The sequence below is a fragment of the Streptomyces griseus subsp. griseus genome, from assembly GCF_000720255.1.
Classification (GTDB): Bacteria; Actinomycetota; Actinomycetes; order Streptomycetales; family Streptomycetaceae; genus Streptomyces; species Streptomyces griseus_I.
In genome coordinates, this window is sequence record NZ_JOJE01000001.1 from 129737 (window position 1) to 154138 (window position 24402).

Below are 24402 nucleotides of genomic sequence, written 5' to 3' on the forward strand. Positions count from 1 at the left end.
ACAGGGATAGGGAAAAAGGGGTTACAAGTCGGTGATCCGGAACCGCGTGAACGCGGCGGCGCCCGCGTGTCCCGACCCGACGGGCGCGAGGGCGAAGAGGCCCAGCAGGGCGCCGACCCAGCGCCAGGGGGTGGCGGCGAAGACGGGACCCGACGGGCACGGGCCGTCGCCGACGTCGTAGGAGAAGCGGCAGCGGGCGCCGGCGCCGATCTCGATGCGCAGCCTCACCCGGCCGTCCGGTGCGAGACGCGGATGAGCGGCGTCGCGTTCTCGCTCGGCGACCGACTCGGCGAACCGGTGGACGACGTGGACCGTGGCGTCGGCGCCGCGCTGGAGCCCGATCCAGCCGAACGCGTCCCCGAGGACCGCGAGCCCGGCCCGTGCTCCCGGCTCCTCGCTGTGCAGGCGCAGGTCCACCTCGACGACGGACGGGGTGCCGGGCAGTCGCTGGGTGAGGACGTTGGGCAGTTTGCGCAGGTCGTGCGCGTCCACCGAGCGGACGCAGGACAGCCGCAGTCCGTCGCCGGAGTGCTGGGTGGCCCAGCCGTCCTGCGGGTTGGCGGTCCACTGCCACTGCCGTCCGAACCGTCCGCCGGGGAAGTCGTCGTCGGTGGCGGGTGCGGCGGGCGGCTGGTGCGGCAGGTCGGGCCGGGTGTGGACGGCCACGGGGGCGCCGTCGTCCCCGATCACCGGCCAGCCGTCGGTGTCCCAGCGCATCGGCTGGAGGTGTACGACCCTGCCGTAGGGGCCCCGCTGCTGGAAGTGCAGGAACCAGTCCTCGCCGGACGGGGTGCGCACCCAGCCGCCCTGGTGGGGGCCGTTGACGTCGGTGTCCTTCTGTTCGAGGACGATCTTCTCCTCGTACGGACCGAAGAAGTCCCGCGCGCGTAAGGCGCCCTGCCAGCCCGTCTCCACTCCCCCGGCGGGCGCCAGGATCCAGAACCAGCCGTCGTGCCGGTAGAGCTTGGGGCCTTCGAGGGTGAACCAGCCGGGGATGCGGTCCCCGTCCACGATCAGTTTGCCCTCGTCGAGGAGGGAGGTGGCGTCGGGGTGCATACGGTGGCCGGTGAGGCGGTTCTTGACGCCGGAGCGGGACTTGGCCCAGCCGTGCACCAGGTAGGCCTCGCCGGTCTCGTCGTCCCACAGGGGGCAGGGGTCGATCAGGCCCTTGCCCCCCTTCACCAGGTGCGGGCGGGTCCAGGGGCCGCGGATCGCGGGTGCGTTGACCTGGAAGATGCCCTGGTCGGGGTCGCCCCAGAAGATCCAGAACCGGTCGTCGTGGTGGCGCAGGGACGGCGCCCAGACCCCGCAGTCGTGGCGGGGGGAGGTGAACTCGCCCGCCGGTTCCAGGCGTTCGAGGGCGTGGCCGACCAGCGTCCAGCTGACCAGGTCGCGGGAGTGCAGCAGCGGCAGGCCGGGGGCGCGGCCGAAGCTGGAGGCGGTGAGGTAGAAGTCGTCGCCGACTCGGACGACGTCGGGGTCGGACCAGTCGGCGTTCAGCACCGGGTTGCGGTAGGTCCCCTCGGTCATGCGCTCACCGCCTTGCGCACCAGTGTGGCGGTCTCGTCCCGGTCGAGGCGGCCGTCGGCGACGACGGTGACGACCCGCCGGACGACGGTCTCGCCCGGCGGGACCGGCACTCGGTCGTCGTACGCCAGCGACGATCCCACGCCCGGATACTCCTCGGTGCGCACGAACCACGGGTCCCTGCGGGTCTGTTCGGTGGCACCGGCGAAGGCCAGCGTCCAGGTGGAGCCGGCGAGGGCGAGCCAGTCGGCGCGGCCGCCGTGGACGTTCTTCTCGCCCTGCGCGTCTGCCGTGAAGACCTCCGGTGCCGCGTCCTCCTTGCGGGCCCGCCAGAAGAAGCCGCCGTAGGCCGCCCCGGGGCGTCCGTTGGTGGCGGGACTGCCGATGGACAGCGGGTCCTGGGTGACGTTGGTCAGGGAGAAGGTGAAGTCCAGCGCCCAGGCGGTGTCGGTGAGTCCGGTGGCCGCGACCGTACGGCGCTCGCGCAGCAGCTCGGCCCCCGAGGCGACCCAGCGCAGCTCCTCCACGAAGCCGTCGGGGTCGCGCAGCTGGAACGCGGTGTGCCGCTGGGCGCCGTGGTTGTCGAGCTCGGTCGGGCCCCGGTCGCGGACGTAGGTGCGTCCGCCCCAGAAGTTGAACCCCTCGACGTCGGGAACGGCGACACCGACGCCGAGGTGGTGTGTGTGGTCGGCGGGGCTCAGTTCGGTGACCGCCGTGCCGGACAGGGTGGTGACGGGGTGCAGGTACGGGCGCGGGGAGAGCCGTGCGGGCAGCTCGGGCCGGGTGACGTACCGGCCGACCGGGCGGCCCGCGACGCGCAGGACCGGGGAGTCGTTGGTCGTCATCAGGTGCTCACCTCTTTCGGCGCTTTGGGGACCTTGGCGGACAGCGCCCAGGAGGCGCCGAGTTCGGAGTAGAGGGAGAGGGTGTCGGCGGCGGCCGCGACGAGTCCGTCGATGCCGGGCACGACCCTGCGGTCCTCGTCGGGCAGCAGCTCCCAGGCGGCGTCGGGCAGCGGGGCCGGGTCGGGGGCCGTCCGGATCGCCTCGACGACCTTCATGAAGGCGCCGGTCGCGTCCGGGGTCACCAGCAGCTCGGCGCCGTCGGTGAGGTGGTCGACCAGGTTCTCCAGCAGGTCGGTGCGGCCGTACTCGTACTCCTCGGGGCCGTGGGCGGCGCGCTGGAGCAGGACGCGGTCCTGCTTGTACCAGAGGGTGATCCGGCCGCGGCTGCCGTGCACCAGGACGTACGGCTCGTCGGGGTGCTCGGCGCACAGGGTCGCGGCGACGGTGACCTGGCGGTCGTCGGCGGTGGTGACGCGGACGCAGGAGGTGTCGTCGGACTCGATGTCGTTGGCGCGCAGCAGCTCGGTCTCGATGCCGGTGACGTCCTCGGCACGGGTGGCGCCGGCCAGCGCGAGGGCGGTGGCGACGGCGTGGGCGAGCGGGTTGGTGAGCGCCCCGTCGATCACGTCCACACCGTTCATCCGCCGCTTGCCCGCCCAGGGGGCCCGCCGGTAGTAGGCCTGCGCGCGGGCCCAGGCGCCGGCGCCCCCGACCCCGGTGACCTCGCCGATGGTGCCGTCGGCGATCAGCTCGCGGATCGCGGGCACGGCGTGCGAGCCGAGCGACTGGAAGCCGATCTGGCAGACCACGCCCGCCTCGGCGATCCCGTCGGCCATCCGGCGGAACTCGGCGTAGGAGGGGGCTGGGGGCTTCTCCAGGAGAAGGTGGACGCCCCGGTCGGCGGCCGTCAGCGCCAGGTCCGTGTGGGTGGGGATCGGCGTGCAGATCACCGCCACCTGGGCGCCGGTGGAGTCCAGCAACGCGCCGAAGTCGCTCGCCTGCTCGGGCGTGCCGAGGCCCTCGGGGATCTCGTCGGACGTCAGCGGGGTCAGTTCGCAGATGCCCGCCAGGCGGACGATGCCCTTGTCCTGGAGCCTGCGGATGTTGTCCAGGTGCCAGCGGCCGTGGCCGCGCGCGCCCGCGAGGACGATGGGTACGGTCATGGGAGCCTCCCTGCGCCCGCGCCGCGCGCCACCTTCCGGTCGGCCGCCTCGGCGCTGTCGATCTTTGTGTGCAGGGTAGGCGTCCAGCCGACGTCCGCCGTGAGATCACGCTCGCTTCCGGAGTTGTAGGCGTTGTGGATCGCGAGCAGGTCGACGGGGAAGCCGTTGAAGAGAGTGCCGCTCTGGTGCAGCGCGGTGCCGTTCCAGCTCTTGACCAGGTCGGCGACCTCGACGTGGCCGGGGGCGTGGAAGGCGTTGTTCTCGCCGTGGATCGCGGACTCGGTCGACACGCCGATCGAGTAGCGGTAGTCGCCGCCGTCCTCGGGGATCACGTAGCGGTTGTTGTAGAGGTGCACCTGCCCGAAGCGGACCCGCGGGGCGCGCTGGACGACCGACTCGAACTCGTTGTGGTGCAGGGTGACCCGGAGCTTGCCGCGGTCGCCGGTGACCGTGTCGCCGTTGCCGATGAGCATCGCCTTGTCGTGGTCGGCGAACCGGCTCCAGGAGACGGTGACGAGGTCGGAGCCGTTGGTGATGTCCAGCAGGCCGTCGTGGCGGAGGTAGTTGCGGGCGAAGTAGGTGGGCTCCTTCGCGTCCGGGTGGCCCTGGTCGGAGGCGGTGACGTGGTCGACCCAGACATGGGTGGCGCCGGAGAGCCAGATGGTGTCGTACGCCGTCTTCCAGTCGCCGAGGCCGCCGGTGTTGGGCTGCCAGACGGGGAAGCAGTCGTAGGCGTCGCGCACGTCGAGGTTGCGCAGGATGACGTTGTCCGCGTTCCTGACCTGGAGGCTGGCGCCCTTGAGGACGGCCTTCTTGCCCAGGCCGACGATGGTGGTGTTGGAGCCGACGGTCAGCGCGACCCGCTCCGCCTGCTTCGCCGCGGATGCCTGGCGGGCCTCCTCCTGAGGACCGCTGGGCCTGGCGGAACCCCAGGTGCGGGGGTCGTAGGCGGCGAGGTACTTCTTCGTGCTGTAGCCGTCGGTGGCGTAGTCGGCGCAGCCGAGGTGGGAGCCGTCGTCGTCGGTGTTGGCGTCGATGGTCCCGGCGATCTTGATGATCTTCGGGGTGTCGCTGCCGTTGTCCAGGGCGCGGACGAGTCCGGCGCGGTCGGTGACCGTGTGGACGTGGGCGTCGTCGGCGGCCGCGCCCCCGGTGGTGCCGGTGCCGTACGCCGCCCAGCCGTCGTTCGCCGGGAGGGTGTCGCGGCTGATGTCGCGGCCCTCGGCGTGGGCAGGGACGCACAGCAGGCCCAGGACGCCTGCCAGTACGGCGATGTGACGGCCCCTCATCCCTTCACCGCCCCCGCGCTGAAGCCGGTGATCAGCCACTTCTGGATGAAGGCGAACACGATCACCACGGGTACGGCGGCGATGATGCCGCCCGCCGCGAGGGCGCCGAGATCGACGCTGTCCGCGCTCATCAGGGTGTTGAGGCCGACCGGGATGGTCTGCTTCTCCTGGTTGTTGAGGAACATCAGGGCGAACAGGAAGTGGTTCCAGGAGTGCACGAAGGCGAAGGAGCCGACGGCGATCAGACCGGGCCGCAGCAGCGGCAGGACGACGATCCTGAAGGCGGTCATCCTGTTGCAGCCGTCGACCCAGGCCGCCTCCTCCAGGGAGTACGGCACGTTCTTGATGAAGTTGCTGATCAGGATCATCGACAGCGGCAGCTGGAAGACGGTCTCCGCGAGGATGACACTGCCCAGTGAGTTGATCATCTTCAGCTCGGCGAAGATCTCGAACAGCGGCACGAGGAGCAGCGCGCCCGGCACGAACTGGGAGCAGAGCAGGGCGAGCATGAAGGCCCGCTTGACCTTGAAGTTGAACCGGGCGAGCGCGTAGCCGCCGGCCAGCGCGACGACCGTCGTCACCAGCAGGGTCGCGACGCCGACGAGGACGCTGTTCTGGAAGTAGGTGCCGAAGGACCGCTCCGTCCACACCTTCTCGAAGTGTTCGAAGGTGATCGGCCAGGGCACCAGCGAGGTCGAGCCGGCCGGGCGCAGCGCGAAGAGCAGGATCCAGTAGAAGGGGATCAAGGTGAAGATCAGGTAGATCCCGAGCGGCAGATAGATCTGCCAGCGCGGTGCCTCGTCCCAGGCGCGCTCGCGCTTCTTGGCGGGGCGGGGCGGCTCGGGGACCTCGTCCCGGGGAGCCGGTGCGACCTCGGTGGCCTCCTTGGTGATCACTTCTCCTCACCTCCGAACTTGCTCAGCCGCAGATAGACCACCGAGCAGAAGAGCAGGATCACGAACGCGACCGTGGTCAGGGCGGACGCGTAGCCGAAGTTGTGTGCGTCGACGGATGTGTTGGCGATGTACAGCGGGAGGGTGGTGGTCTCCCCCGCGGGACCGCCACCGGTCAGGGTGTAGAGCAGGTCGACGTTGTTGAACTCCCACACCGCGCGCAGCAGCGTGGACAGGACGATGGCGTCCTTCAGATGGGGCAGGGTGATGTGCCAGAACTGCTTGATCCGGCTGGCGCCGTCGACCTCGGCGGCCTCGTACAGGTCCTTCGAGACGGACTGGAGGTCGGCGAGGATGAGGATCGCGAAGAAGGGCACACCGCGCCAGAGGTCGGCGACGACCGCCGCCGGGAAGACGGTGGAGGTGTCCGACAGCCAGCTGGTGCCGTAGGAGCCGATGCCCATGTCCGCGAGGTAACGGGTGATGCCGGTCTGGGAGTTGTAGAGCAGCACCCAGATCGCGGAGGTCAGCACGCCGGAGACGGCCCAGGGGGAGAAGACCAGCGCGCGGCCCAGCGCGCGGCCGACGAAGGTCTGGTTGACGATCAGCGCCAGGGCGAGACCGAAGAGCAGCTGGAGCCCGACCTCGACGACGACCCACTTGCCGCTGAAGATCAGCGTGTCCCAGAACTGCGGGTCGTCGGTGAAGGCGTGGACGAAGTTGTCGAAGCCCGCGAATCCGTTCCGCCACGGCTTGGTGGGGTTGTAGTTCTGCAGGCTGTAGTAGAAGACGCTGATCACCGGGTATGCGATGAAGCCCAGCATCAGCAGGGCCGCCGGGGCGATCAGCAGGTACGGCAGCCTGCGCGGCGTGGCGGAGGCCCGGCGCCGCCGGGGTGGCGCGGGCGGTTTCGCCACGGCTGCGGCTTGGGCCATGACTGTTCTCCGTTCTTGTACGTCGTGCGTGCGTAGTGCGTGTACGTGCGGGTGAAGCGCTTTCTACGTGGGCAGGGCTGCGCCCTGTTCGAACTGCGTGCGGTTCAGCCCGCGTACGGGTCCTGCACCTTGCCCGGGCGGGCCAGGAACTCGAAGTCGCAGCCGGTGTCGGCCTGGGTGATCTGTTCGTTGTAGAGCGCGCCGTAGCCGCGCTCGTAGCGGACGGGCGGTGGCGTCCACTGCGCCCTGCGCCGCTCCAACTCCTCGTCGTCCACGTTGAGATGGAGGGTGCGGGCCTCGACGTCCAAGGTGATCGAGTCACCCGTGCGCACGAGGGCCAGCGGTCCGCCGATGTACGACTCCGGCGCCACGTGCAGCACGCACGCGCCGTAGCTCGTGCCGCTCATCCGGGCGTCGGAGATCCGCACCATGTCCCGCACACCCTGCTTGAGCAGGTGGTCGGGGATGGGCAGCATGCCGTACTCGGGCATGCCCGGGCCACCCTTGGGTCCGGCGTTGCGCAGCACCAGCACGCTGTCGGCGGTGATGCCCAGCTCCGGGTCGTTGATGGTCCGCTGCATCGTCCTGTAGTCGTCGAAGACGACCGCGGGGCCGGTGTGCTTGAGCAGGTGCCGCTCGGCGGCGATGTGCTTGATGACCGCGCCGTCCGGGCAGAGGTTGCCGCGCAGTACCGCGACCCCTCCCTCGCTCGCGACCGGGTTGTCCCGGGGCCGGATGACGTCGTCGTTGTGGACCTGGGCGCCGTCGATCTGCTCGCGCAGGGTGTCGTACGAGACGGTCGGCCGGTCCAGGTGGAGCAGGTCCGGGATCCGGGAGAGGAACCCGGGCAGGCCGCCGGCGAAGTGGAAGTCCTCCATCAGGTATTTCTGGCCGCCGGGGCGGACGTTGGCGAGGACGGGGACCGTGCGGGCGATGCGGTCGAAGTCGTCGAGGGTGAGCTTCACACCGGCGCGGCCGGCCATGGCGATCAGGTGGATCACGGCGTTGGTGGAGCCGCCGAGGCCGAGGACGGTCGTCACCGCGTCCTCGAAGGCGTCACGGGTGAGGATCTCGGAGAGGACGCGCCCCTTGTGGACTTGTTCAACGATCCTCATGCCCGCCGAGGCGGCCATCCGATCGTGCCCCGAGTCCACGGCCGGAATGCTCGACGCACCCGGCACCGTCACGCCCAGCGCCTCCGCCGCCGCGGTCAGCGTGGACGCCGTCCCCATCGTCATGCAGTGGCCCGGCGAACGGGCGAGGCCGTTCTCCAGCTCGGCCATCTCGCAGTCGCCGATGAGACCGGCCCGCTTGTCGTCCCAGTACTTCCACATGTCGGTGCCGGAGCCGAGGACCTCGTTGCGCCAGTGCCCCGGCAGCATGGGCCCCGCGGGCACGAACACCGTCGGCAGGTCGGCGCTCGCGGCGCCCATCAGCAGCGCGGGCGTGGTCTTGTCGCAGCCGCCCATGAGGACGGCGCCGTCGACCGGATAGGAGCGCAGCAGCTCCTCGGTCTCCATCGCGAGCATGTTGCGGTAGAGCATCGGGGTCGGCTTCTGGAAGGTCTCGCTGAGGGTGGAGACCGGGAACTCCAGCGGGAAGCCGCCCGCCTGCCACACGCCCCGCTTGACGGCCTGCGCCCGGTCACGGAGGTGCACATGACAGGGATTGATGTCCGACCAGGTGTTGAGGACCGCGATGACGGGCTTGCCCAGGTGCTCCTCGGGGAGGTAGCCGAGCTGGCGCGTGCGGGCGCGGTGGCTGAAGGAGCGCAGCCCCTCCGTGCCGTACCACTGGTGGCTGCGCAACTCCTCCGGGCGCTTCCTGTTGGCCGGCGCGTTCATACGGACCACCCGGCGGCTATCGCGGCCACCTCGGCGCGCTCCTCCTCGGGCAGCGGCCGGCTCGGGGGCCGTACGTCCCGACGGCACAGCCCGAGGGAGGCGAGCGCCTCCTTGACGACGGTGACGTTGTTGGCGGAGCCGTTGGCGGCGCGCAGCTCCTCGAAGCGGCGGATCTGTTCCCAGACCTTCATGGCGGCCGGGTAGTCGCCGGACCGGAGCGCTTCGATCATGTTCAGCGAGACGGCCGGGTTGACGTTCACGAGCCCCGAGGTGAAGCCGGTGGCGCCGGCGGAGAAGTACGAGGGGGCGTACGGCTCCGCGAGGCCGGCGACCCAGACGAAGCGTTCCAGGCCCGCGTCCCGGGCGAAGGCGGCGAACCGGGCCGCGTCCGGGACCGCGTACTTGACGCCGATGACGTTCGGGCAGACGTCGGCGAGTTCGGCGAGCCGGGCGCCGGCCAGTTGCGCGTTGCGGATGTACGGGACCACACCCAGCTCGGGGACGGCCTCGGCGATCGCGCGGTGGTAGTCGACCCAGCCGCTCTGCGAGACGTACGGGTGGACGGGCTGGTGGACCATCACCATGGCCGCGCCCAGCTCATGGGCGTGCCGGGCGGAGGCGATCGCGGTGGGCACGTCGTGACCGACGCCGACGAGGATCGTCGAACGATCCCCTGCCTCATCGATCGTCATCTCGGTGACGAGCCGGCGCTCCTCCGGGGTGAGGGCGTAGAACTCGCCGGTGTTTCCGTTCGGTGTGAGCGTGGTGATGCCGCCGTCGAGCAGCCGGCGCAACAGGGCCCGGTGGGTCTCCTGGTCGACGGAGCCGTCCTCGGCGAACGGGGTCACCGGGATCGCGACCACGTCGGCCAGGGCCGCCCGCTGGGTCTCGAACACCACGCTGCTCATTCCTGACCTTCCTGTTCCGGCGCCCCGGGGAACGCCCGCTGGACGAAGGACGCGATATGGGCGTGCAGCGCGCCCGCCGCGCCGTCCGCGTCGCCGCTCAGGGCGAGCCGGAGGATCTCGCGGTGCTCGGCGGCCTCCCGCTCCCAGGAGGGGTCGGCGGCCCAGGCGACGGCGGAGACCAGGGCGGCCTGGTCGCGGACCTCGTCGAGCATCCGGCCGAGCAGCGGGTTGCCGCACGGTACGTACAGGGAGCGGTGGAACTCCCGGTTGGCGAGGGAGCGTTCGGCGGTGTCCGTGGCCTCGTCGGCCCGGGTCAGCGCGGAGCGCGCCGCCTCCAGGGACGCCCCGCGCCGCACCGACCTGCGCAGCGCCTCCGGCTCCAGCAGCAGCCGTACGTCGTAGACCTCGCGCGCCATGTCCGCGTCCACCATGCGCACCGTGACGCCCTTGTACTGGTTCATCACGACCAGTCCGGTGCCGGCCAGGGTCTTGAGCGCCTCGCGCACAGGGGTCTTGGACACCCCGAACTGCGCGGCGAGCTCGGTCTCGACCAGGGCCTGGCCCGGCGTCAACTGCCCGGTCAGGATGCGGTGTTTGATCCCCTCCAGCACGTATTGCGTGCGGGACGGGATCGGCGTGGGCACAGAGGTCATGCGCGCCTCTCGGATCTCACGGATCACAGGATCTCGGATCGGATCTCACATATCGCGTCTCATATATGACGTACGAAGTACGACGCGATGAAACTAGGGAGGGCGCGTGTGTTTCGTCAATGCTTCTGGCAAAGGAAGTTGGCGTTGCGCGCGACGGGGGAGCCGCTTCCACGCCCGCCCCCGCCGCGCGGCCCGCGTCTTCGGGTGCCCGGTGGATCTGTTCGCCTTCGCGATGCGGTCGATGAGGAGATATGCACGCGCGCTCGATCACATCGCGTTCAGCTCGGGCATTCAGCCGTTCCGGATCCGTGTGCCACTGCAACTCTGCGAAGCGCGGTGTCTCCGGATCACGGCGTGCTCCTCCAACCGGGGTCACGTCCGCTCAGCCCCACCGCCCGGTCCAACAGGGGCGCGTCGGCCGGGACCGGGACGACCGGGCCGAAGATGCCGCCGCCCCGGTCGGGTTCCTCGGCGGCGGCGAGGAGGAAGTCGTGGGACGCCCGCAGCGCCGCGGGGTCCGGCTCGTAGGGCTGGCCGGTGGCGCGGGCCAGGTCCCAGGCGTGGATGACCAGCTCGTCGGCCGCCACCGCGCCGGCGACCACGCCGGGCAGGTCGATGCCGCCCGCGCGGGTCATGCCGGTCCAGGCGGCGGGGTCGCGCCAGGCCTCGGCGAGTTCGTCGAGGACCTTGGGCAGCTCCTCGCGCCAGCCGGGGCCGATGTCGGGCACGGCGGCGGTGGGGTCGGTGTCGGTCGTGACGCCCAGGTCCTTGCGCCCGGCGTCGCGGAAGGCGACGGAGAGGTGGAGCAGGTGCCCGAGCATGTTGCGCACCGCGATGCCCGGGCACGGCGTGGCGTCCGTCAGCTGCTCCTCCCGCACGCCCGCCGCGAGGCCGGCGACGATCCTGGCCTGGGGCCCGAGATCGAGCAAGGTCGTACTGGTCATGTTCCGCTCCTCGAAGACGCAGGGTCACCTCGAGGTGTGGACTGGCCCGGGGCAGGAAACTCATCGCGCCGCGATGGACGAGCGCGTCCTCTAGGGCATCTGCCCGATCCGCACACCCCCTCCTCAGCACCACGATGACCAGGCATGACGACGACTTGGACCGTGTCGCGCGTGCTGCGCGACCGCAGTGCGGCGCTGTATCTCGCCGCGGTGGTGGTCTCCGGCCTGGGGACCTCGGCGCTGTGGCTGGCGGCCGGTGTGTGGGTGAAGGACCTCACCGGTTCGGACGGGCTGGCCGCGCTGTGCACGTTCGCCCTGTGGGCGCCTTCCCTCGCGGGGCCGCCCCTGGGCACGCTCGCCGACCGCACCCGCCGCAAGCCCCTGCTCATCTCGATCGACCTGCTGCTGGCGGGCCTGCTGCTGACCCTCCTCACCGTCGACTCACCAGCAGGCCTGTGGCTGCTGTTCACGGTGCTGCTGGTGTACGGCACGGCGTCCGTCGTGCACGAGGCGGCCAAGTCGGCGCTGGTCGCGGCGGCCGTCGCCCCGGAGCTGCTCGGCGATTTCAACGGGCTGCGGACGACGGCCGTCGAGGGCGTGAAACTGGTGGCCCCGCTGGCGGGGGCGGGCCTCTACGCGGCGTACGGCGGCCCGAGTGTCGCCCTGCTGGACGCGATGACCTTCGTGGGGGCGGCTGTGCTGTACGCCTGTGTGCGGGTCCGCGAGAGCGGCCCGGAGCCGGCCACGAGCGGCTGGTGGGAGCAGACCGCCGAGGGCGCCCGGTCTCTGCGGCGGGACGCCCGGCTGCGGCACCTGGTCCTGGCCGGCGGTACGACGATGCTGTTCGCGGGCGTCAACGGGGCGCTGATCTACGCGGTCGTCGACGGGCTCGGCCGCTCCCCCGCGTTCGTCGGTGTGCTGTACGCGGCCCAGGGCGCCGGGTCCGTCGCGGTGGGGGTGGCCTCGGGCGCCGCCCTGCGTCGGCTGGGCGCGCGGCGGTTCGCGGTGGCCGGGATGGCGCTCACCGGTGTCGCGGTGGCGTTGCGGGCGGTGCCGTCCGACGCGGTGGTGGTGGCGTGCAGCGCGGCGATCGGCGCGGGGTTGCCCTGTGTGCTGATCGCCGCGCTCACCGCCGTACAGGCCGGGACGCCTCAGCGGACGCTGGGCCGTGCCGTGGCCACGGCCAACACGCTGCTGTTCGCGCCGAACGCGGTCGGTCTCGCCGCGGGGGCGCTGCTGGTGGAGCTGGTCGACCACCGGCTGCTGCTCGTGATCCTGGGTCTGGGGCAGCTGGTGGTGCTGGCTCAGAGTCCGCTGAGCCCCTTGCGCACGGCTTCCAGGTCGCCGTCCGACGCCAACCCGGCGTGATACAGCCGCAGTTCCGTGGCCCCGAGGTCACGGGCCCGCGCCGCGTCCACCGCGAGGGTGCCCGGGCTGCCGCCCATGCCGGAGACGACGCCGAGGTTGGCGGCGAGGACCGCGTCCGGGCGGCCCTGCTCGGTGAACGGCGTCAGCAGCCCGGGGCCGCCCGCGCAGGGCACGACGACGCCGTCCGCGACGGACAGGATGTGCGCGGGGTCGACGCCGGGGTTGGCTCCGACGCGGTAGGTCACGGGGTCCGCGTGCAACAGGATCTGGAAGCCCTCGGGGGCGGCGGCGCGGACGGCGGCGACGGCCGCCTCCTGGAGGGTGCAGGCGGTTTCGTCGCGCCACGCGCGCGTGGCCGCCGCCGTCGTCTCGCCGAGCAGCTTCTCCACGCCCGCCCAGCCCTGGTCATCGGTCGCGCCCTGCCACAGCGGCTCCAGCGCGGCGCGTACGGCGACGGCCAGCTCGTCGGGGTCGAGGCCCTGGGCGGCGTACCCCTCGCGGCAGGTGGAGCAGAAGCAGAGCGCCATCAGGTAGTACCCGGCGTCCCCGAGGCCGACCCCGCCGGTCTTGTCGTGGGCGTGCAGGTGCTGCAGTCCGTACCAGCCGAGCGACTCCAGTTCGGTGCCGCCGGCGCCGGGCCGTACGGCGGCCTCTGCTGCGAGGTCGACCAGGTACGCGCGCGTGGCGGGCTGCGCGATGCAGGGGGCCCAGGGGTAGCGGTCGCCGTAGGCGTTGACGACCGAGGTGCCCGGGTGTTCGGCGCCCAGGCGGGAGTTGTGCGCGAGGACCACCCAGGTGTGCACGTCCAGACCGGCGTCGGCGAGAGCGGTGGCCGCCTCGCCGTACGCGTCGCCGGGGGCCCAGTCGCCGGCCCGGTAGGGGCGCAGCGGGCGGCCCTCCCAGCGGGCGTCCGGCGGATAGAGGACGGCCGCGTGCTCGGCGGTGACGATGCGGTGGCGTGGGTGGCGGGGGGTGAGCGCGCGGGTGGAGTGGTAGGCGGCGGCGAGCGTCACCTGCCGCACCCCGAGCCCGGCGATGCGGGCCGGGGCCTGCGGGTCGCCGTTGACGTCCCAGGGATAGACGAATGTCGACGCCTTCACGTGTCCTCCTGCGGCAGCTTCACTTGTCGTTCGTCCGGCGGCGGCGTCACTCGGTGCCGTCCGGGAGCGGATTCACTTCTCGTCCAGCAACGCGTACCCGCGCTCGATCACCTGCGCGAGTTGTTTCACATGATCCTCGCTCGGCTCGTGCAGCGGGGGCCGGACCTCCCCCACGTCGAGACCGCGCAGCCGTACGCCTGCCTTGACGAGGGCGACGGCGTAGCCGCGGCCCTGGGCGCGCAGGTCGACGAACGGCCGGTAGAAGCCGTCGAGGAGCCGGCCCGCGGTGGTGTCGTCGCCGGAGCCGAGGGCGCGGTGGAAGGCGCGGGCGATCTCGGGGGCGAAGCAGAACACGGCGGAGGAGTAGAGCGTGATGCCGATGCCGCGGTAGGCGAGCTGGGTCTGTTCGGCGGTCGGCAGGCCGTTGAAGTAGAGGAAGTCGCCCGGCGCCTCGGAGCGGACGGCGCTGACGATGCGCTGCATGAGGTCCAGGTCGCCGAGGCCGTCCTTGAGGCCGATGATCCCCTCGGTGCGTGCGAGTTCGACGACGGTCTCGGGCGTGAACACGGCGTTGTCGCGCTGGTAGACGATGACGGGCAGCTCGGTCGCCGCGGCCACCTCGCGGTAGTGGCGCAGCAAGCCCTCCTGGCCGGCGATCACGAGGTAGGGCGGCATGGCGAGCAGCCCGTCCGCCCCGGCCTCCCGCGCCAGTCGCGCGTACCGCACCGCGAGCGCGGTCCCGTACCCGGCGCCCGCGACGACCGGCACCCGCCCCTCGGTCGCCTCCACGGCGGCCCGCACGCACTGCTCGAACTCCTCGGGGGTGAGCGCGTGGAACTCCCCGGTGCCGCAGCACGCGAAGACGGCGGCGGCCCCGGCCTCCACCCCGCCGCGGACGTGCTCGCGGTAGGTGTCGAGGTCGACGGACCCGTCAGGGCCGTAGGCGGTGACGGGGAAGAACAGCGGGCCGCTGGGGACACGCAGGCGTGTGGCGAGCGGGGCTGGCGTCACGGGCTCTCCCTAGAACAGGCGCTCACTCTTATGATCCTTGTTTACATTTCTGAACACATCCACCCTAAGGAGCCGCTTGAGCGGCGGTCAAGCGCACATGCGTCGCCTCACCGAGCAACGACCAGGCGAATGACCAGCTCCGCGCCATACTTGACGTGACGCGCCGACGATCCTTAGCGTGTCCACGAATGTGAATCCTGTACAAGAATGCGGCTGTCGACGCAAGGAGACCCGAGGATGCCAGCTCCCCGCACCGTTCTGCTCACCGGCGCCGCCGGCGGGCTCGGCACCCTGATGCGGGGCCTGCTCCCGGATTACGGCTATGAGCTGCGCCTGCTCGACGTGCGCCCGATCGAGGGCGAGCCGGACGCGGTCGTCGCGGACCTGGTGGACAAGGAGGCCCTGCGGGAGGCCGTGCGGGGCGTCGACGCGATCATCCACCTCGCGGGCATCTCCCTGGAAGCCCCCTTCGAGAAGATCCTGCGCTCGAACATCGAAGGAACCTACAACCTCTACGAGGCGGCCCGCGAGGAGGGCGTCGGGCGGATCGTCTTCGCCTCCTCCAACCACGCGGTCGGCTTCACCCCGCGCCCGCAGGGCGACGACCCCCTCATCCCGATCGACGCCCCGCGCCGCCCGGACACCTTCTACGGCCTGTCCAAGTCCTTCGGCGAGGACCTCGCCCAGCTCTACTGGGACAAGTTCGGCCTGGAGACGGTGTCGGTGCGCATCGGCTCCTGCTTCCCGGAGCCGACCAGCGTGCGGATGCTCTCGGTGTGGATGAGCCCGGCCGACGGTGCGCGCCTGCTGCACGCGGCCCTGACCGCAGAGGGCGTCGGCCACACCGTCGTCTACGGCTCCTCCGCCAACACCCGGCTGTGGTGGGACCTGACCTCCGCGCGATCGCTCGGCTACGAGCCGCAGGACGACTCCGAGCCGTACGCCGAGAAGCTGATCGCCGAGCAGGGCGACCTCGACCCGGACAACATCGCGCACGCCTACCTGGGCGGCCACTTCGTGAGCGACCCGCCGATCTGGCCGTACTGACAGGACCGCAAGATGGCGGGCGGGCACCGAGCGGGCCCGCCCGCCGCCGCATTCGGGCACCGGCGGTGCCCGTTCCCACGCCGTCCGCGGAAACCACGCAGGTCCGAGCCGGGCACTCCGCCCCGGGAATCGGGCCGATACGGGCACCATCGGGCCCGCAACAGACCTGGTCACCGCCGCACCCCCGCTGTAGAACTTCCCCCATGGGCCTTACCGGGCCCGAACGGGCAGGAAGGTGAGGTGTGGGAATGAACCAGAGAACGGCGGAGGAGCGCCAGCGGGAGATCGTGCGGGCCGCCCGCGCCACCGGCTCGGTCGACGTCACCGCCCTCGCGGCCGCACTGGGCGTCGCCAAGGAGACCGTACGACGGGATCTGCGCGCCCTGGAGGATCACGGCCTGGTCCGCCGCACACACGGCGGCGCCTATCCGGTGGAGAGCGCCGGGTTCGAGACGACGCTCGCCTTCCGCGCCACCAGCCACGTCCCCGAGAAGCGCCGGATCGCGGCCGCCGCGGCCGAACTGCTCGGCGACGCCGAAACGGTCTTCGTCGACGAGGGCTTCACCCCGCAGCTCATCGCCGAGGCGCTCCCGAGGGACCGGCCGCTGACCGTGGTCACCGCGTCCCTGCCCGTCGCGGGCGCACTCGCCGGGTCCGACCACGTGTCCGTCCTGCTCCTCGGCGGCCGGGTGCGCCCCGGCACGCTCGCCACCGTCGACCACTGGACGACGAAGATGCTCGCCGGCTTCGTCGTCGACCTCGCCTACATCGGCGCCAACGGCATCACCCGCGAACACGGACTCACCACACCCGACCCGGCCGTCAGCGAGGTCAAGACCCAGGCCGTCCGTGCCGCGCGGCGCACGGTCTTCGCGGGCGTGCACACCAAGTTCGGCGCGGTCAGCTTCTGCCGGTTCGCCGAGGTGAGCGCGCTGGAGGCGATCGTGACGAGCACCCTGCTCCCCTCGGCCGAGGCCCACCGCTACTCATTGCTGGGACCGCAGGTCATCCGGGTCTGAAAGTCCAACGCACTCACCCATAGGGCACCCCCATGCCTCATGGCACCCGTTACACCCCCTATGTCCAGGAGCGATCCATGCGAACCCCGAGCCGACGACGGCCACCGCGAGCCACGCTCGCCGCGGCCACCGCAGGGACGCTGCTCGCCCCGCTGCTCTCCGGCTGCTGGGTCGGGGCCGGCGGGGCGGGGTCGGGCGGCGACTCCCTCAACGTCCTGATGGTCAACAACCCGCAGATGACCGAGTTGCAGAAGCTCACCGCCGCCCACTTCACCGAAGAGACCGGCATCAAGGTCAACTTCACCGTCCTGCCCGAGAACGACGTCCGCGACAAGATCAGCCAGGACTTCGCCAACCAGGCCGGCCAGTACGACGTCGCCACCCTCTCCAACTACGAGATACCGATCTACGCCCGCAACGGCTGGCTGCACGAGATGAACACGTACGTCGCCAAGGACCGCGCCTACGACGAACAGGACGTCCTCAAACCGATGCGCCAGTCCCTGACCGGCGACGACGGCAAGCTCTACGGCCAGCCCTTCTACGGCGAATCGTCCTTCCTGATGTACCGCAAGGACGTCTTCGCACAGAAGGGCCTGACGATGCCCGCGCACCCCACCTGGGAGCAGGTGGCCGACCTGGCGGCGAAGGCGGACGGGGCCGAGCCGGGCATGAAGGGCATCTGCCTGCGCGGCCTGCCGGGCTGGGGCGAGGTCATGGCACCGCTGACCACCGTCGTGAACACCTTCGGCGGCACCTGGTTCGACCAGGACTGGAAGGCACGGCTGGACTCCCCGGAGTTCGAGAAGGCGACCAAGTTCTACGTCGGCCTCGTCCGCGCACACGGCGAGTCCGGCGCCGCCCAGTCCGGCTTCGCCGAGTGCCTCAACAACATGACCCAGGGCAAGGTCGCCATGTGGTACGACGCCACATCCGCGGCCGGCTCCCTGGAGGCGTCCGGTTCCCCCGTCAAGGGCAAGGTGGGCTACGCTCCCGCGCCCGTCGAGGAGACGAAGTCCTCCGGCTGGCTCTACACCTGGGCCTGGGGCATCCAGCACGCCTCCCGCAACCCCGACAACGCCTGGAAATTCGTCTCCTGGGCCTCCGGCAAACAGTACGAACAGCTGGTCGGCGACAAGATCGGCTGGTCGAACGTCCCCGCCGGCAAACGCGCCTCGACGTACAACAACCCCGCCTACGTCAAGGAGGCCGCCGCCTTCCAGGAGATGACCAAGGAGGCCATCGAGGGCGCCCGGCCGAATGCCCCCGGCGTGCAGCCGCGCCCCGCGCCCGGCATCCAGTTCGTCGGCATCCCCGAGTTCACCGACCTCGGCACCAAGGTCTCCCAGGAGATCAGCGCGGCCATCGCCGGACGCCAGTCCGTCGAGTCGGCCCTGAAGAAGTCCCAACAGCTCGCCGAGCGCATCTCCGAGGAGTACGAGGGACGATGACCGCCACGACCACGGCCCCACCGGCCGCCCTGCCCGTCCGCGCCCCGACGCGACCCCCCGCCCGGCTGCGCGCCTGGGCCACCCGGGCCCCGTTGCTCCCCGCCCTGATCTTCATGATCGTGGTCACCCAACTCCCGTTCGTGGCCACGCTGGTGATCTCCTTCTTCGACTGGAACGCCCTCTACCCCAAGGCCCGTCACTTCACCGGCCTCGACAACTACCACCAGGTGCTGACCGACACCGACCTGCGCCATTCGGTCTGGACGACCGTCCTGCTGACGGTGGCGGTGGTACTGGCCAGCCTGGTCCTGGGCCTGCTGCTCGCCCTGCTCCTCGACCGGAGGTTCCCGGGCCGGGGCGTGGTCCGCACCCTGCTCATCGCCCCCTTCCTGGTGGTCCCGGTGGCGGCGGCGCTGCTCTGGAAGCATGTGCTCTACAACCCCGAATACGGGCTGTTCAATGGGCTGTTGCACTATGTGGGCGGTCCACAGCCCGACTGGATCTCCCACACCCCGCTCCTCGCCGTCGAGGCTTCTCTCGTCTGGCAGTGGACGCCGTTCATGATGCTGATCCTGCTGGCCGGCCTGCAGAGCCGCGACCAGCAGCAGATCGAGGCCGCGCGGGTGGACGGCGCGAGCGACTGGCAGATCTTCCGCCATCTGACACTCCCGCACCTGCGCCGCTACCTGGAACTGGGCGCCCTGCTCGGCTCGATCTACATCGTGCAGAACTTCGACGCGGTCTTCACGATCACATCCGGCGGCCTGGGCACGGCCAACCTCCCCTACACCGTCTACCAGAGCTTCTACCAGGCCCACGAGAACGGCCTCGCCTCGGCCGCGGGCGTCCTGGTCGTCATCGGCTCGATCGTCATCGCGACCTTCGCCCTGCGCGTGGTGTCGTCCCTGTTCCGCGAGGAGGTGTCGCGCGCATGAGCGTCCTGCGCCGCAACGGGCTGGGCCTGGTGGCCTGGCTTCTCGGAATCCTGTTCTTCCTGCCCATCGCGTGGATGGCCCTGACGTCCCTCCACTCCGAGGCGGACGCGGCGACCAACCCGCCGAGCTTCGGCGCCGCCCTGACCCTGGACGGCTACCGCGAGTTCTTCGGCACGGGCGGCGGGGCGAGCCCCTGGCCCGCACTGATCAACTCCACGGTCGCCTCGGTGGCGTCGACCCTGTTCGTCCTGGTGCTGGCCCTCCCGGCGGCCTACGCGCTGTCCATCCGCCGGGTCAGGAAGTGGACGGACGTCCTGTTCTTCTTCCTGTCGACGAAGATGCTGCCGGTGGTGGCGGGCCTGCTCCCGATCTACCTGTTCGCGAAGAACACGGGGATGCTCGACAACATCTGGCTCCTCGTCATCCTCTACACGTCCATGAACCTGCCGATCGCGGTGTGGATGATGCAGTCCTTCCTCGCCGAGGTCCCGGTCGCGGTGATCGAGGCGGCGCGGGTGGACGGAGCGAGACTGCCCACGGTCCTCACCCGGGTCGTGGCGCCCATCGCTCTCCCGGGTATCGCCGCGACCGCTCTCATCTGCTTCATCTTCAGCTGGAACGAACTGCTCTTCGCACGGGTGCTGACCGGTGTGGTCGCCGAGACGGCCCCTGTCTTCCTGACCGGCTTCATCACCAGCCAGGGCCTGTTCCTGGCGAAGGTGTGCGCCGCGTCGCTCGTCATCTCCCTGCCGGTGCTCGCCGCGGGGTTCGCCGCCCAGGACAAGCTGGTCCAGGGCCTGTCACTGGGAGCCGTGAAATGAAGGCCGCCGTCATCGAGTCCGTGGGCCGCGCCGTCGTCGCCGAGGTTCCGGACCCGACGCCCGGGCCGCGCGAGGTCGTCGTCGAGGTCGCCGCGTGCGGCCTGTGCGGCACCGACCTGCACATCCTCCAGGGCGAGTTCGCGCCCGAGCTGCCCATCGTGCCGGGGCACGAGTTCGCCGGCGAGGTGGTCGGGGTCGGCACCCAGGTCACGGAGGTGTCGGCCGGCGACCGGGTCGCGGTGGACCCCTCCCTGTACTGCCACGAGTGCCGATACTGCCGTACCGGCCACAACAACCTCTGCGAGCGGTGGGCGGCGATCGGCGTGACGGCGGCCGGGGGCGCGGCGCGGTACGCGGTGGCGCCGGTCGCGAACTGCGTACGGCTGCCCGACCACATCCGCACTCAGGACGCGGCCCTGGTCGAGCCGCTGTCGTGCGCGGTGCGCGGCTACGACGTGCTGCGCTCCCGCCTCGGCGCCCACGTCCTGGTGTACGGCTCCGGGACCATGGGCCTGATGATGCTGGAGCTGGCGAAGCGGACGGGCGCGGCGAGCGTCGACGTGGTCGACGTGAACCCGGCCCGTCTGGAGACGGCCCGCCGGCTCGGTGTCTCGGCGTCCGCCGCGAGCCCGGACGAGCTGGACCGGCCGCAGGGCTGGGACGTGGTCGTCGACGCGACGGGCAACGCGGCGGCGATCCAGGACGGCCTCGACCGGGTGGCCAAGGCCGGCACGTTCCTGCAGTTCGGCGTCGCCGACTACGCGACCCGGGTGACGATCGACCCGTACCGCATCTACAACCAGGAGATCACGATCACCGGCTCGATGGCGGTCCTGCACAGCTTCGAACGAGCGGCGGAGCTTTTCGCGGGCGGCGTCCTCGACCCCGAGGTCTTCATCAGCGACAGGATCCCCCTGGACCGCTATCCCGAGGCCCTGGACCAGTTCGCGTCGGGCGTGGGCCGCAAGATCGTGGTGGTGCCCTAGCGGGCGGCTCCGGTGGACGGGGGCGAAAATCGGTGGGGCGGTCGACCGCACCGCCCTACCATCGCCGCATGCCCCGCCCTCAAGGTTTCCGATACGAGCGGCACGGTCCCGACACCGTCCACATCACTCACCACGACCGCCCCGCCACCACCCTGCACGGTGCCCGGGCCGCCCAGTTCCTCGCCGAGGTCGAGAACGCGGCCTCCTACCCCCAGCTGGTCATGGCCCGCTGGACCGGAAACTACAAGCGGGGCAACGAACGGACGGCCCGCAACCATCCGTGCAACCGCCGCTGACCCGATCGGCCGCTGGTAAGGGAACGGTAAAACGGCTTCGCTCGTTCACCCGGCATGACAGCTATGACCCCCGGCTCGAACATCCCTCTCTCCGCCCCACGCGTGACGGTGGACGTCGCCGCCCCGGTGCGGCTCGACGTATCGGGCCTGCTGCTCACCGGCGACGGCAAAGTGCGCTCCGACGACGACTTCATCTTCTACAACCAGCCCGCCGGCCCGGGCGTGACGTACCGCTCCGGCGGCGGCGCGGCGCCGGACGCCATCGTCGTCGACACCACCGCCCTCCCCCCGGGCATCGAGAAGATCGTCGTCACCGCCAGCCCCGACGCCCAGGGCCAGACCTTCCAGGGCGTCGAACCGACCGCCACCCTCCGCAACGCGGACGACAACAGCGTCCTCGCCACGTTCACGCCCCCGCAGCTCGGCACCGAGACGGCGCTGGTGGTCGTGGAGATCTACCTCCGGGGCGGTGTCTGGAAGGCCCGCGCGGTCGGCCAGGGCTACGCCAACGGCCTGGCGGGCATCGCCACCGACTTCGGCGTCACGGTGGAGGAACCCGCGGCGCCCGCGCAGCCGGTGGCTCCCCCGGCGCCCACGACGCAGCCGCCGGCCACCGCGCCTGCCCCGCCCATGCCCCAGACGCCGCCCGCGCCCGCCGTGGCCCCCGCCACGGGGAAGATCAACCTCGACAAGGGCCGCGTCAGCCTCCAGAAGAACCAGACCGTCTCCCTCATGAAGGGCGGCCGGCCGCTGCTCTCGCAGGTCAAGATGGGCCTCGGCTGGGAACCGGCGTACCGGGGCAAGGACATCGACCTCGACGCGTCGGTCATCGCGTACGGCCCGCAGCGCAACCACATCGACAGCTGCTACTTCGGCAAGCTGTCCATCGTCAACGGCGCGATCAAGCACTCCGGCGACAACCTCACCGGTGAGGGCGGCGGCGACGACGAGGTCATCGTGGTCGACCTCGGCCGCCTCCCCCAGGACGTCACCGGCCTGGTCTTCACGGTCAACTCCTTCTCCGGCCAGAAGTTCACCGAGGTCGCCAAGGCCTACTGCCGCCTCCTGGACGCGGCGACCGGCGAGGAACTCGTCCGTTTCGACCTCACCAACGCCGAACCCCAGACCGGCGTGATGATGGCCAAGCTGATCCGCCAGTTCTCCGGCGAATGGGACATGACAGCGATGGGCGACTTCGTGAAGGCCCGCACGGTACGGAACATGGTGAAGCCGGCGGCGCAGGCCCTGTGACGACCGGTACGCATCCAGGGTGCCCCCGCTTCAGGGGGCATTCTGCGTTCGGTGTTCAGTCCGTGGCCCTCGCCCGCAACCCCTCCACCAACAGCGACAAGTACCGTCGGATCTGCTTCCCCTCCCCCTCCGCCAGCTCCGACGCCGTAGCAACCCCATGTGCCAGCCGCAGCACGTCCACCGCCTCGATGTCCGCCCGCAACGCCCCCTCCCGCTGCGCGGCCTCCACCAGCACCACCGCCGCCTGCTTGAGAACGGTTCCGCACTCGGTGACCGCCACCGCCCCCGCGTCCGTGACGGCCGACCCCATCAGTGCCTTCAACCCCCGCACCTGAAGGGTCGTCACACACACCTCGTTCAGCCAAGCCACCAGCGCCTCCCCCGGCGGCAGCTCCTCCGCGAGCTCCCCCGCCCGTGCCGCCAGCTCCTCGATCCGCCCGACGTAGGCGGCCTCCAGCAGCGCGTGCCGATTGGGGAAGTGCCGGTAGAGCGTGCCGGAGCCGACCCCCGCCCGCTTGGCGATGTCATCGAGTGAGGCGTTCTCCCCATGCTCGGCGAAAGCGTCCGTCGCTGCCCTCAGCAACCGCTCGTAGTTGCGACGGGCATCCGCACGCATGGGCCTGACCTGCGCCATCCAGATACTCCTTGCGAGCCGGGGACACCCTCGGTATGGTACCGAGCATGAAACGGAGACAGTCCCCGGTTAGAGCCGTCCTGGACCGCTACCGAAGGGCGCTGCTCGACTCCTCGGCCGACGAGCTGGCCGACCTCTACGCCCCCGACGCCGTGCACGAGGTGCCGTTCCCCTTCCCGGGACTGCCCGAGCGCTGCGACGGACGCGAAGAGGTGCGCGCCGCGTACCGCGCCGCCTGGGCAGCCAGTCCGGCACGGCCCGAACACGTCGTCGAGGTGGCCGTCCACGAGACCACCGACCCGGAAGTGATCGTCGTGGAGCAGATCGTCACCGGAACCCTCGCCACCACCGGTGCAGCGTTCCGGGTACCGGGCCTGCTGGTGATGCGGGTGCGCGACGGCGCGATCGTGCACGTGCGCGACTACATGGACGGCTCGGCAGCGGTCCGCGCCGCCGGCTAGAACAGCGCGCTGTACGCGTTCAGCGCCGGCTGCCCGCCGAGGTGGGCGTAGAGCACGGTGGACCCGGGTTCGATATCGCCGCGCCGGACCATGTCGACCATGCCGGCCATCGACTTCCCCTCGTACACGGGGTCGGTGACCATGCCCTCGGTCCGTGCGGCCAGCCGCATCGCCTCCAGCGTGGCCTCGTCGGGGACGCCGTAGACACCCGCGTGGTACCGCTCGTCCAGTTCGACGTCCGCCTCGGTCAGCTCACGCTCGACACCGATGAGCTGTCCGGTGCGGTGGGCTATGCGGGCGATCTGGGTCCGGGTGGCGGCGGGCTTCGCGGAGGCGTCGACGCCGAGCACGCGCCGCGGCCGGCCGCCCGCCTCCTCCAGCACGGCGAACCCGGCGACCATGCCCGCCTGCGTGGAGCCGGTCACCGAGCAGACGACGACGGTGTCGAAGAAGACTCCCAGCGCCCGCTCCTGTTCGGCCACTTCACAGGCCCAGCCGGCGAAGCCGAGGCCGCCGAGCGGGTGGTCCGAGGCGCCGGCTGGAATGGCGTACGGCTTGCCGCCCGCCTCCTCGACCTCCCGCAACGCCTGCTCCCAGCTCTCCTTGAAGCCGATCCCGAACCCCGCCTTCACCAGCCGTACGTCGGCCCCGGCGAGCCGGCTGACGAGGATGTTGCCGACCTTGTCGTACACGGCGTCCGGCCAGTCGACCCAGCTCTCCTGGACCAGCACGCACTTGAGCCCGGCGCGCGCGGCGACCGCGGCGACCTGGCGGGTGTGGTTGGACTGCACCCCGCCGATCGACACCAGGGTGTCGCAGCCCTGCGCGAGGGCGTCGGCGACCAGGTACTCCAGCTTGCGGGTCTTGTTGCCGCCGTAGGCGATGCCGGAGTTGCAGTCCTCGCGCTTGGCCCAGAGGGTGGCGCCGCCGAGGTGCGCGGTGAGCCGCTCCAGGGGATGCACGGGGGACGGGCCGAAGAGCAGCGGGTAACGCTCGTACGAGGAAAGGGACATGGGTCCTC

The 24402-nt window shown here is 71.1% G+C and carries 24 protein-coding genes; 10 read left to right on the forward strand and 14 right to left on the reverse strand.

The window, feature by feature from the left end; all coding sequences use genetic code 11:
* Positions 1 to 21: 21 nt before the first annotated feature.
* The 10 genes from IG99_RS00605 to IG99_RS00650 form a co-directional block, all read right to left on the reverse strand.
* Positions 22 to 1530 (reverse strand): glycoside hydrolase family 43 protein, encoded by a 1509-nt coding sequence (locus IG99_RS00605; protein WP_037668415.1) that lies wholly within the window; start codon positions 1528 to 1530, stop codon positions 22 to 24.
* On the reverse strand, positions 1527 to 2372 hold the full coding sequence (locus IG99_RS00610; RefSeq protein WP_037668416.1) for a DUF6807 domain-containing protein: 846 nt from the start codon (positions 2370 to 2372) through the stop codon (positions 1527 to 1529). The genes IG99_RS00605 and IG99_RS00610 overlap by 4 nt, the downstream gene beginning before the upstream one ends.
* The gene (locus IG99_RS00615) at positions 2372 to 3535 is read right to left on the reverse strand and encodes a Gfo/Idh/MocA family protein (RefSeq protein ID WP_037668418.1); all 1164 of its coding nucleotides are present in this window, start codon (positions 3533 to 3535) and stop codon (positions 2372 to 2374) included. Before IG99_RS00615 ends, IG99_RS00610 begins: the two co-directional genes overlap by 1 nt.
* A complete protein-coding gene (locus tag IG99_RS00620) occupies positions 3532 to 4824 on the reverse strand; it encodes a pectate lyase family protein (protein ID WP_037668420.1) in 1293 nt (430 codons plus the stop codon). The genes IG99_RS00615 and IG99_RS00620 overlap by 4 nt, the downstream gene beginning before the upstream one ends.
* Positions 4821 to 5720, reverse strand: coding sequence for a carbohydrate ABC transporter permease (locus IG99_RS00625; protein ID WP_037668421.1), 900 nt, complete (start codon positions 5718 to 5720; stop codon positions 4821 to 4823). The genes IG99_RS00620 and IG99_RS00625 overlap by 4 nt, the downstream gene beginning before the upstream one ends.
* A complete protein-coding gene (locus IG99_RS00630; protein WP_037668423.1) occupies positions 5717 to 6652 on the reverse strand; it encodes a carbohydrate ABC transporter permease in 936 nt (311 codons plus the stop codon). Before IG99_RS00630 ends, IG99_RS00625 begins: the two co-directional genes overlap by 4 nt.
* A 104-nt stretch (positions 6653 to 6756) precedes the next feature.
* Positions 6757 to 8496 carry an L-arabinonate dehydratase gene (gene araD, locus IG99_RS00635; RefSeq protein ID WP_037669539.1) on the reverse strand — a complete coding sequence of 580 codons (1740 nt, stop codon included), beginning with the start codon at positions 8494 to 8496 and terminating at the stop codon, positions 6757 to 6759.
* Entirely contained in the window at positions 8493 to 9404 is a 912-nt protein-coding gene (locus IG99_RS00640) for a dihydrodipicolinate synthase family protein (protein ID WP_037668426.1), read from the reverse strand. Before IG99_RS00640 ends, araD begins: the two co-directional genes overlap by 4 nt.
* Entirely contained in the window at positions 9401 to 10057 is a 657-nt protein-coding gene (locus tag IG99_RS00645; RefSeq protein ID WP_037669540.1) for a GntR family transcriptional regulator, read from the reverse strand. The genes IG99_RS00640 and IG99_RS00645 overlap by 4 nt, the downstream gene beginning before the upstream one ends.
* Positions 10058 to 10404: 347 nt before the next feature.
* On the reverse strand, positions 10405 to 11001 hold the full coding sequence (locus IG99_RS00650) for a TIGR03086 family metal-binding protein (protein ID WP_037668429.1): 597 nt from the start codon (positions 10999 to 11001) through the stop codon (positions 10405 to 10407).
* Positions 11002 to 11145: 144 nt separating this feature from the next.
* On the opposite strand from IG99_RS00650, the gene IG99_RS00655 reads away from it, so the two are divergent.
* Positions 11146 to 12369: an MFS transporter gene (locus tag IG99_RS00655; protein WP_037668432.1), complete on the forward strand. Its 1224-nt coding sequence runs from the start codon at positions 11146 to 11148 to the stop codon at positions 12367 to 12369.
* Here IG99_RS00655 and IG99_RS00660 read toward each other — a convergent pair.
* Positions 12306 to 13469 carry a hypothetical protein gene (locus tag IG99_RS00660; protein WP_037668433.1) on the reverse strand — a complete coding sequence of 388 codons (1164 nt, stop codon included), beginning with the start codon at positions 13467 to 13469 and terminating at the stop codon, positions 12306 to 12308. The two genes, IG99_RS00655 and IG99_RS00660, sit on opposite strands and share 64 nt — an antisense overlap.
* 72 nt (positions 13470 to 13541) lie before the next feature.
* Entirely contained in the window at positions 13542 to 14480 is a 939-nt protein-coding gene (locus IG99_RS00665) for a 5-dehydro-4-deoxyglucarate dehydratase (RefSeq protein ID WP_037668435.1), read from the reverse strand.
* Positions 14481 to 14717: 237 nt separating this feature from the next.
* Here IG99_RS00665 and IG99_RS00670 point away from each other — a divergent pair, with 237 nt between their 5' ends.
* The 8 genes from IG99_RS00670 to IG99_RS00705 all read left to right on the forward strand — a co-directional run bounded on the left by IG99_RS00670 (position 14718) and on the right by IG99_RS00705 (position 22286).
* A complete protein-coding gene (locus tag IG99_RS00670) occupies positions 14718 to 15527 on the forward strand; it encodes an NAD-dependent epimerase/dehydratase family protein (RefSeq protein WP_037668438.1) in 810 nt (269 codons plus the stop codon).
* Between the two features lie 248 nt (positions 15528 to 15775).
* Positions 15776 to 16546, forward strand: coding sequence for a DeoR/GlpR family DNA-binding transcription regulator (locus IG99_RS00675; protein WP_037668441.1), 771 nt, complete (start codon positions 15776 to 15778; stop codon positions 16544 to 16546).
* Between the two features lie 77 nt (positions 16547 to 16623).
* On the forward strand, positions 16624 to 17997 hold the full coding sequence (locus IG99_RS00680; RefSeq protein WP_037668443.1) for an ABC transporter substrate-binding protein: 1374 nt from the start codon (positions 16624 to 16626) through the stop codon (positions 17995 to 17997).
* Positions 17994 to 18932 carry a carbohydrate ABC transporter permease gene (locus tag IG99_RS00685; RefSeq protein WP_037668446.1) on the forward strand — a complete coding sequence of 313 codons (939 nt, stop codon included), beginning with the start codon at positions 17994 to 17996 and terminating at the stop codon, positions 18930 to 18932. Before IG99_RS00680 ends, IG99_RS00685 begins: the two co-directional genes overlap by 4 nt.
* A complete protein-coding gene (locus tag IG99_RS00690) occupies positions 18929 to 19753 on the forward strand; it encodes a carbohydrate ABC transporter permease (protein WP_037668448.1) in 825 nt (274 codons plus the stop codon). Before IG99_RS00685 ends, IG99_RS00690 begins: the two co-directional genes overlap by 4 nt.
* Positions 19750 to 20739: a zinc-dependent alcohol dehydrogenase family protein gene (locus IG99_RS00695; protein ID WP_037668451.1), complete on the forward strand. Its 990-nt coding sequence runs from the start codon at positions 19750 to 19752 to the stop codon at positions 20737 to 20739. The genes IG99_RS00690 and IG99_RS00695 overlap by 4 nt, the downstream gene beginning before the upstream one ends.
* 68 nt (positions 20740 to 20807) lie before the next feature.
* A complete protein-coding gene (locus tag IG99_RS00700) occupies positions 20808 to 21035 on the forward strand; it encodes a hypothetical protein (protein ID WP_037668453.1) in 228 nt (75 codons plus the stop codon).
* Positions 21036 to 21098: 63 nt separating this feature from the next.
* Positions 21099 to 22286 (forward strand): TerD family protein, encoded by a 1188-nt coding sequence (locus tag IG99_RS00705; protein ID WP_037668456.1) that lies wholly within the window; start codon positions 21099 to 21101, stop codon positions 22284 to 22286.
* A gap of 55 nt (positions 22287 to 22341) precedes the next feature.
* On the opposite strand, the gene IG99_RS00710 is transcribed toward IG99_RS00705, so the two are convergent.
* Positions 22342 to 22920 (reverse strand): TetR/AcrR family transcriptional regulator, encoded by a 579-nt coding sequence (locus IG99_RS00710; RefSeq protein ID WP_037668459.1) that lies wholly within the window; start codon positions 22918 to 22920, stop codon positions 22342 to 22344.
* A 47-nt stretch (positions 22921 to 22967) separates the two neighbouring features.
* On the opposite strand from IG99_RS00710, the gene IG99_RS00715 reads away from it, so the two are divergent.
* Positions 22968 to 23381 carry a nuclear transport factor 2 family protein gene (locus tag IG99_RS00715; RefSeq protein ID WP_234311725.1) on the forward strand — a complete coding sequence of 138 codons (414 nt, stop codon included), beginning with the start codon at positions 22968 to 22970 and terminating at the stop codon, positions 23379 to 23381.
* Here the strand turns inward: IG99_RS00715 and IG99_RS00720 are convergent.
* Positions 23378 to 24394 carry a 1-aminocyclopropane-1-carboxylate deaminase gene (locus IG99_RS00720; RefSeq protein WP_037668462.1) on the reverse strand — a complete coding sequence of 339 codons (1017 nt, stop codon included), beginning with the start codon at positions 24392 to 24394 and terminating at the stop codon, positions 23378 to 23380. The two genes, IG99_RS00715 and IG99_RS00720, sit on opposite strands and share 4 nt — an antisense overlap.
* Positions 24395 to 24402 lie beyond the last annotated feature (8 nt).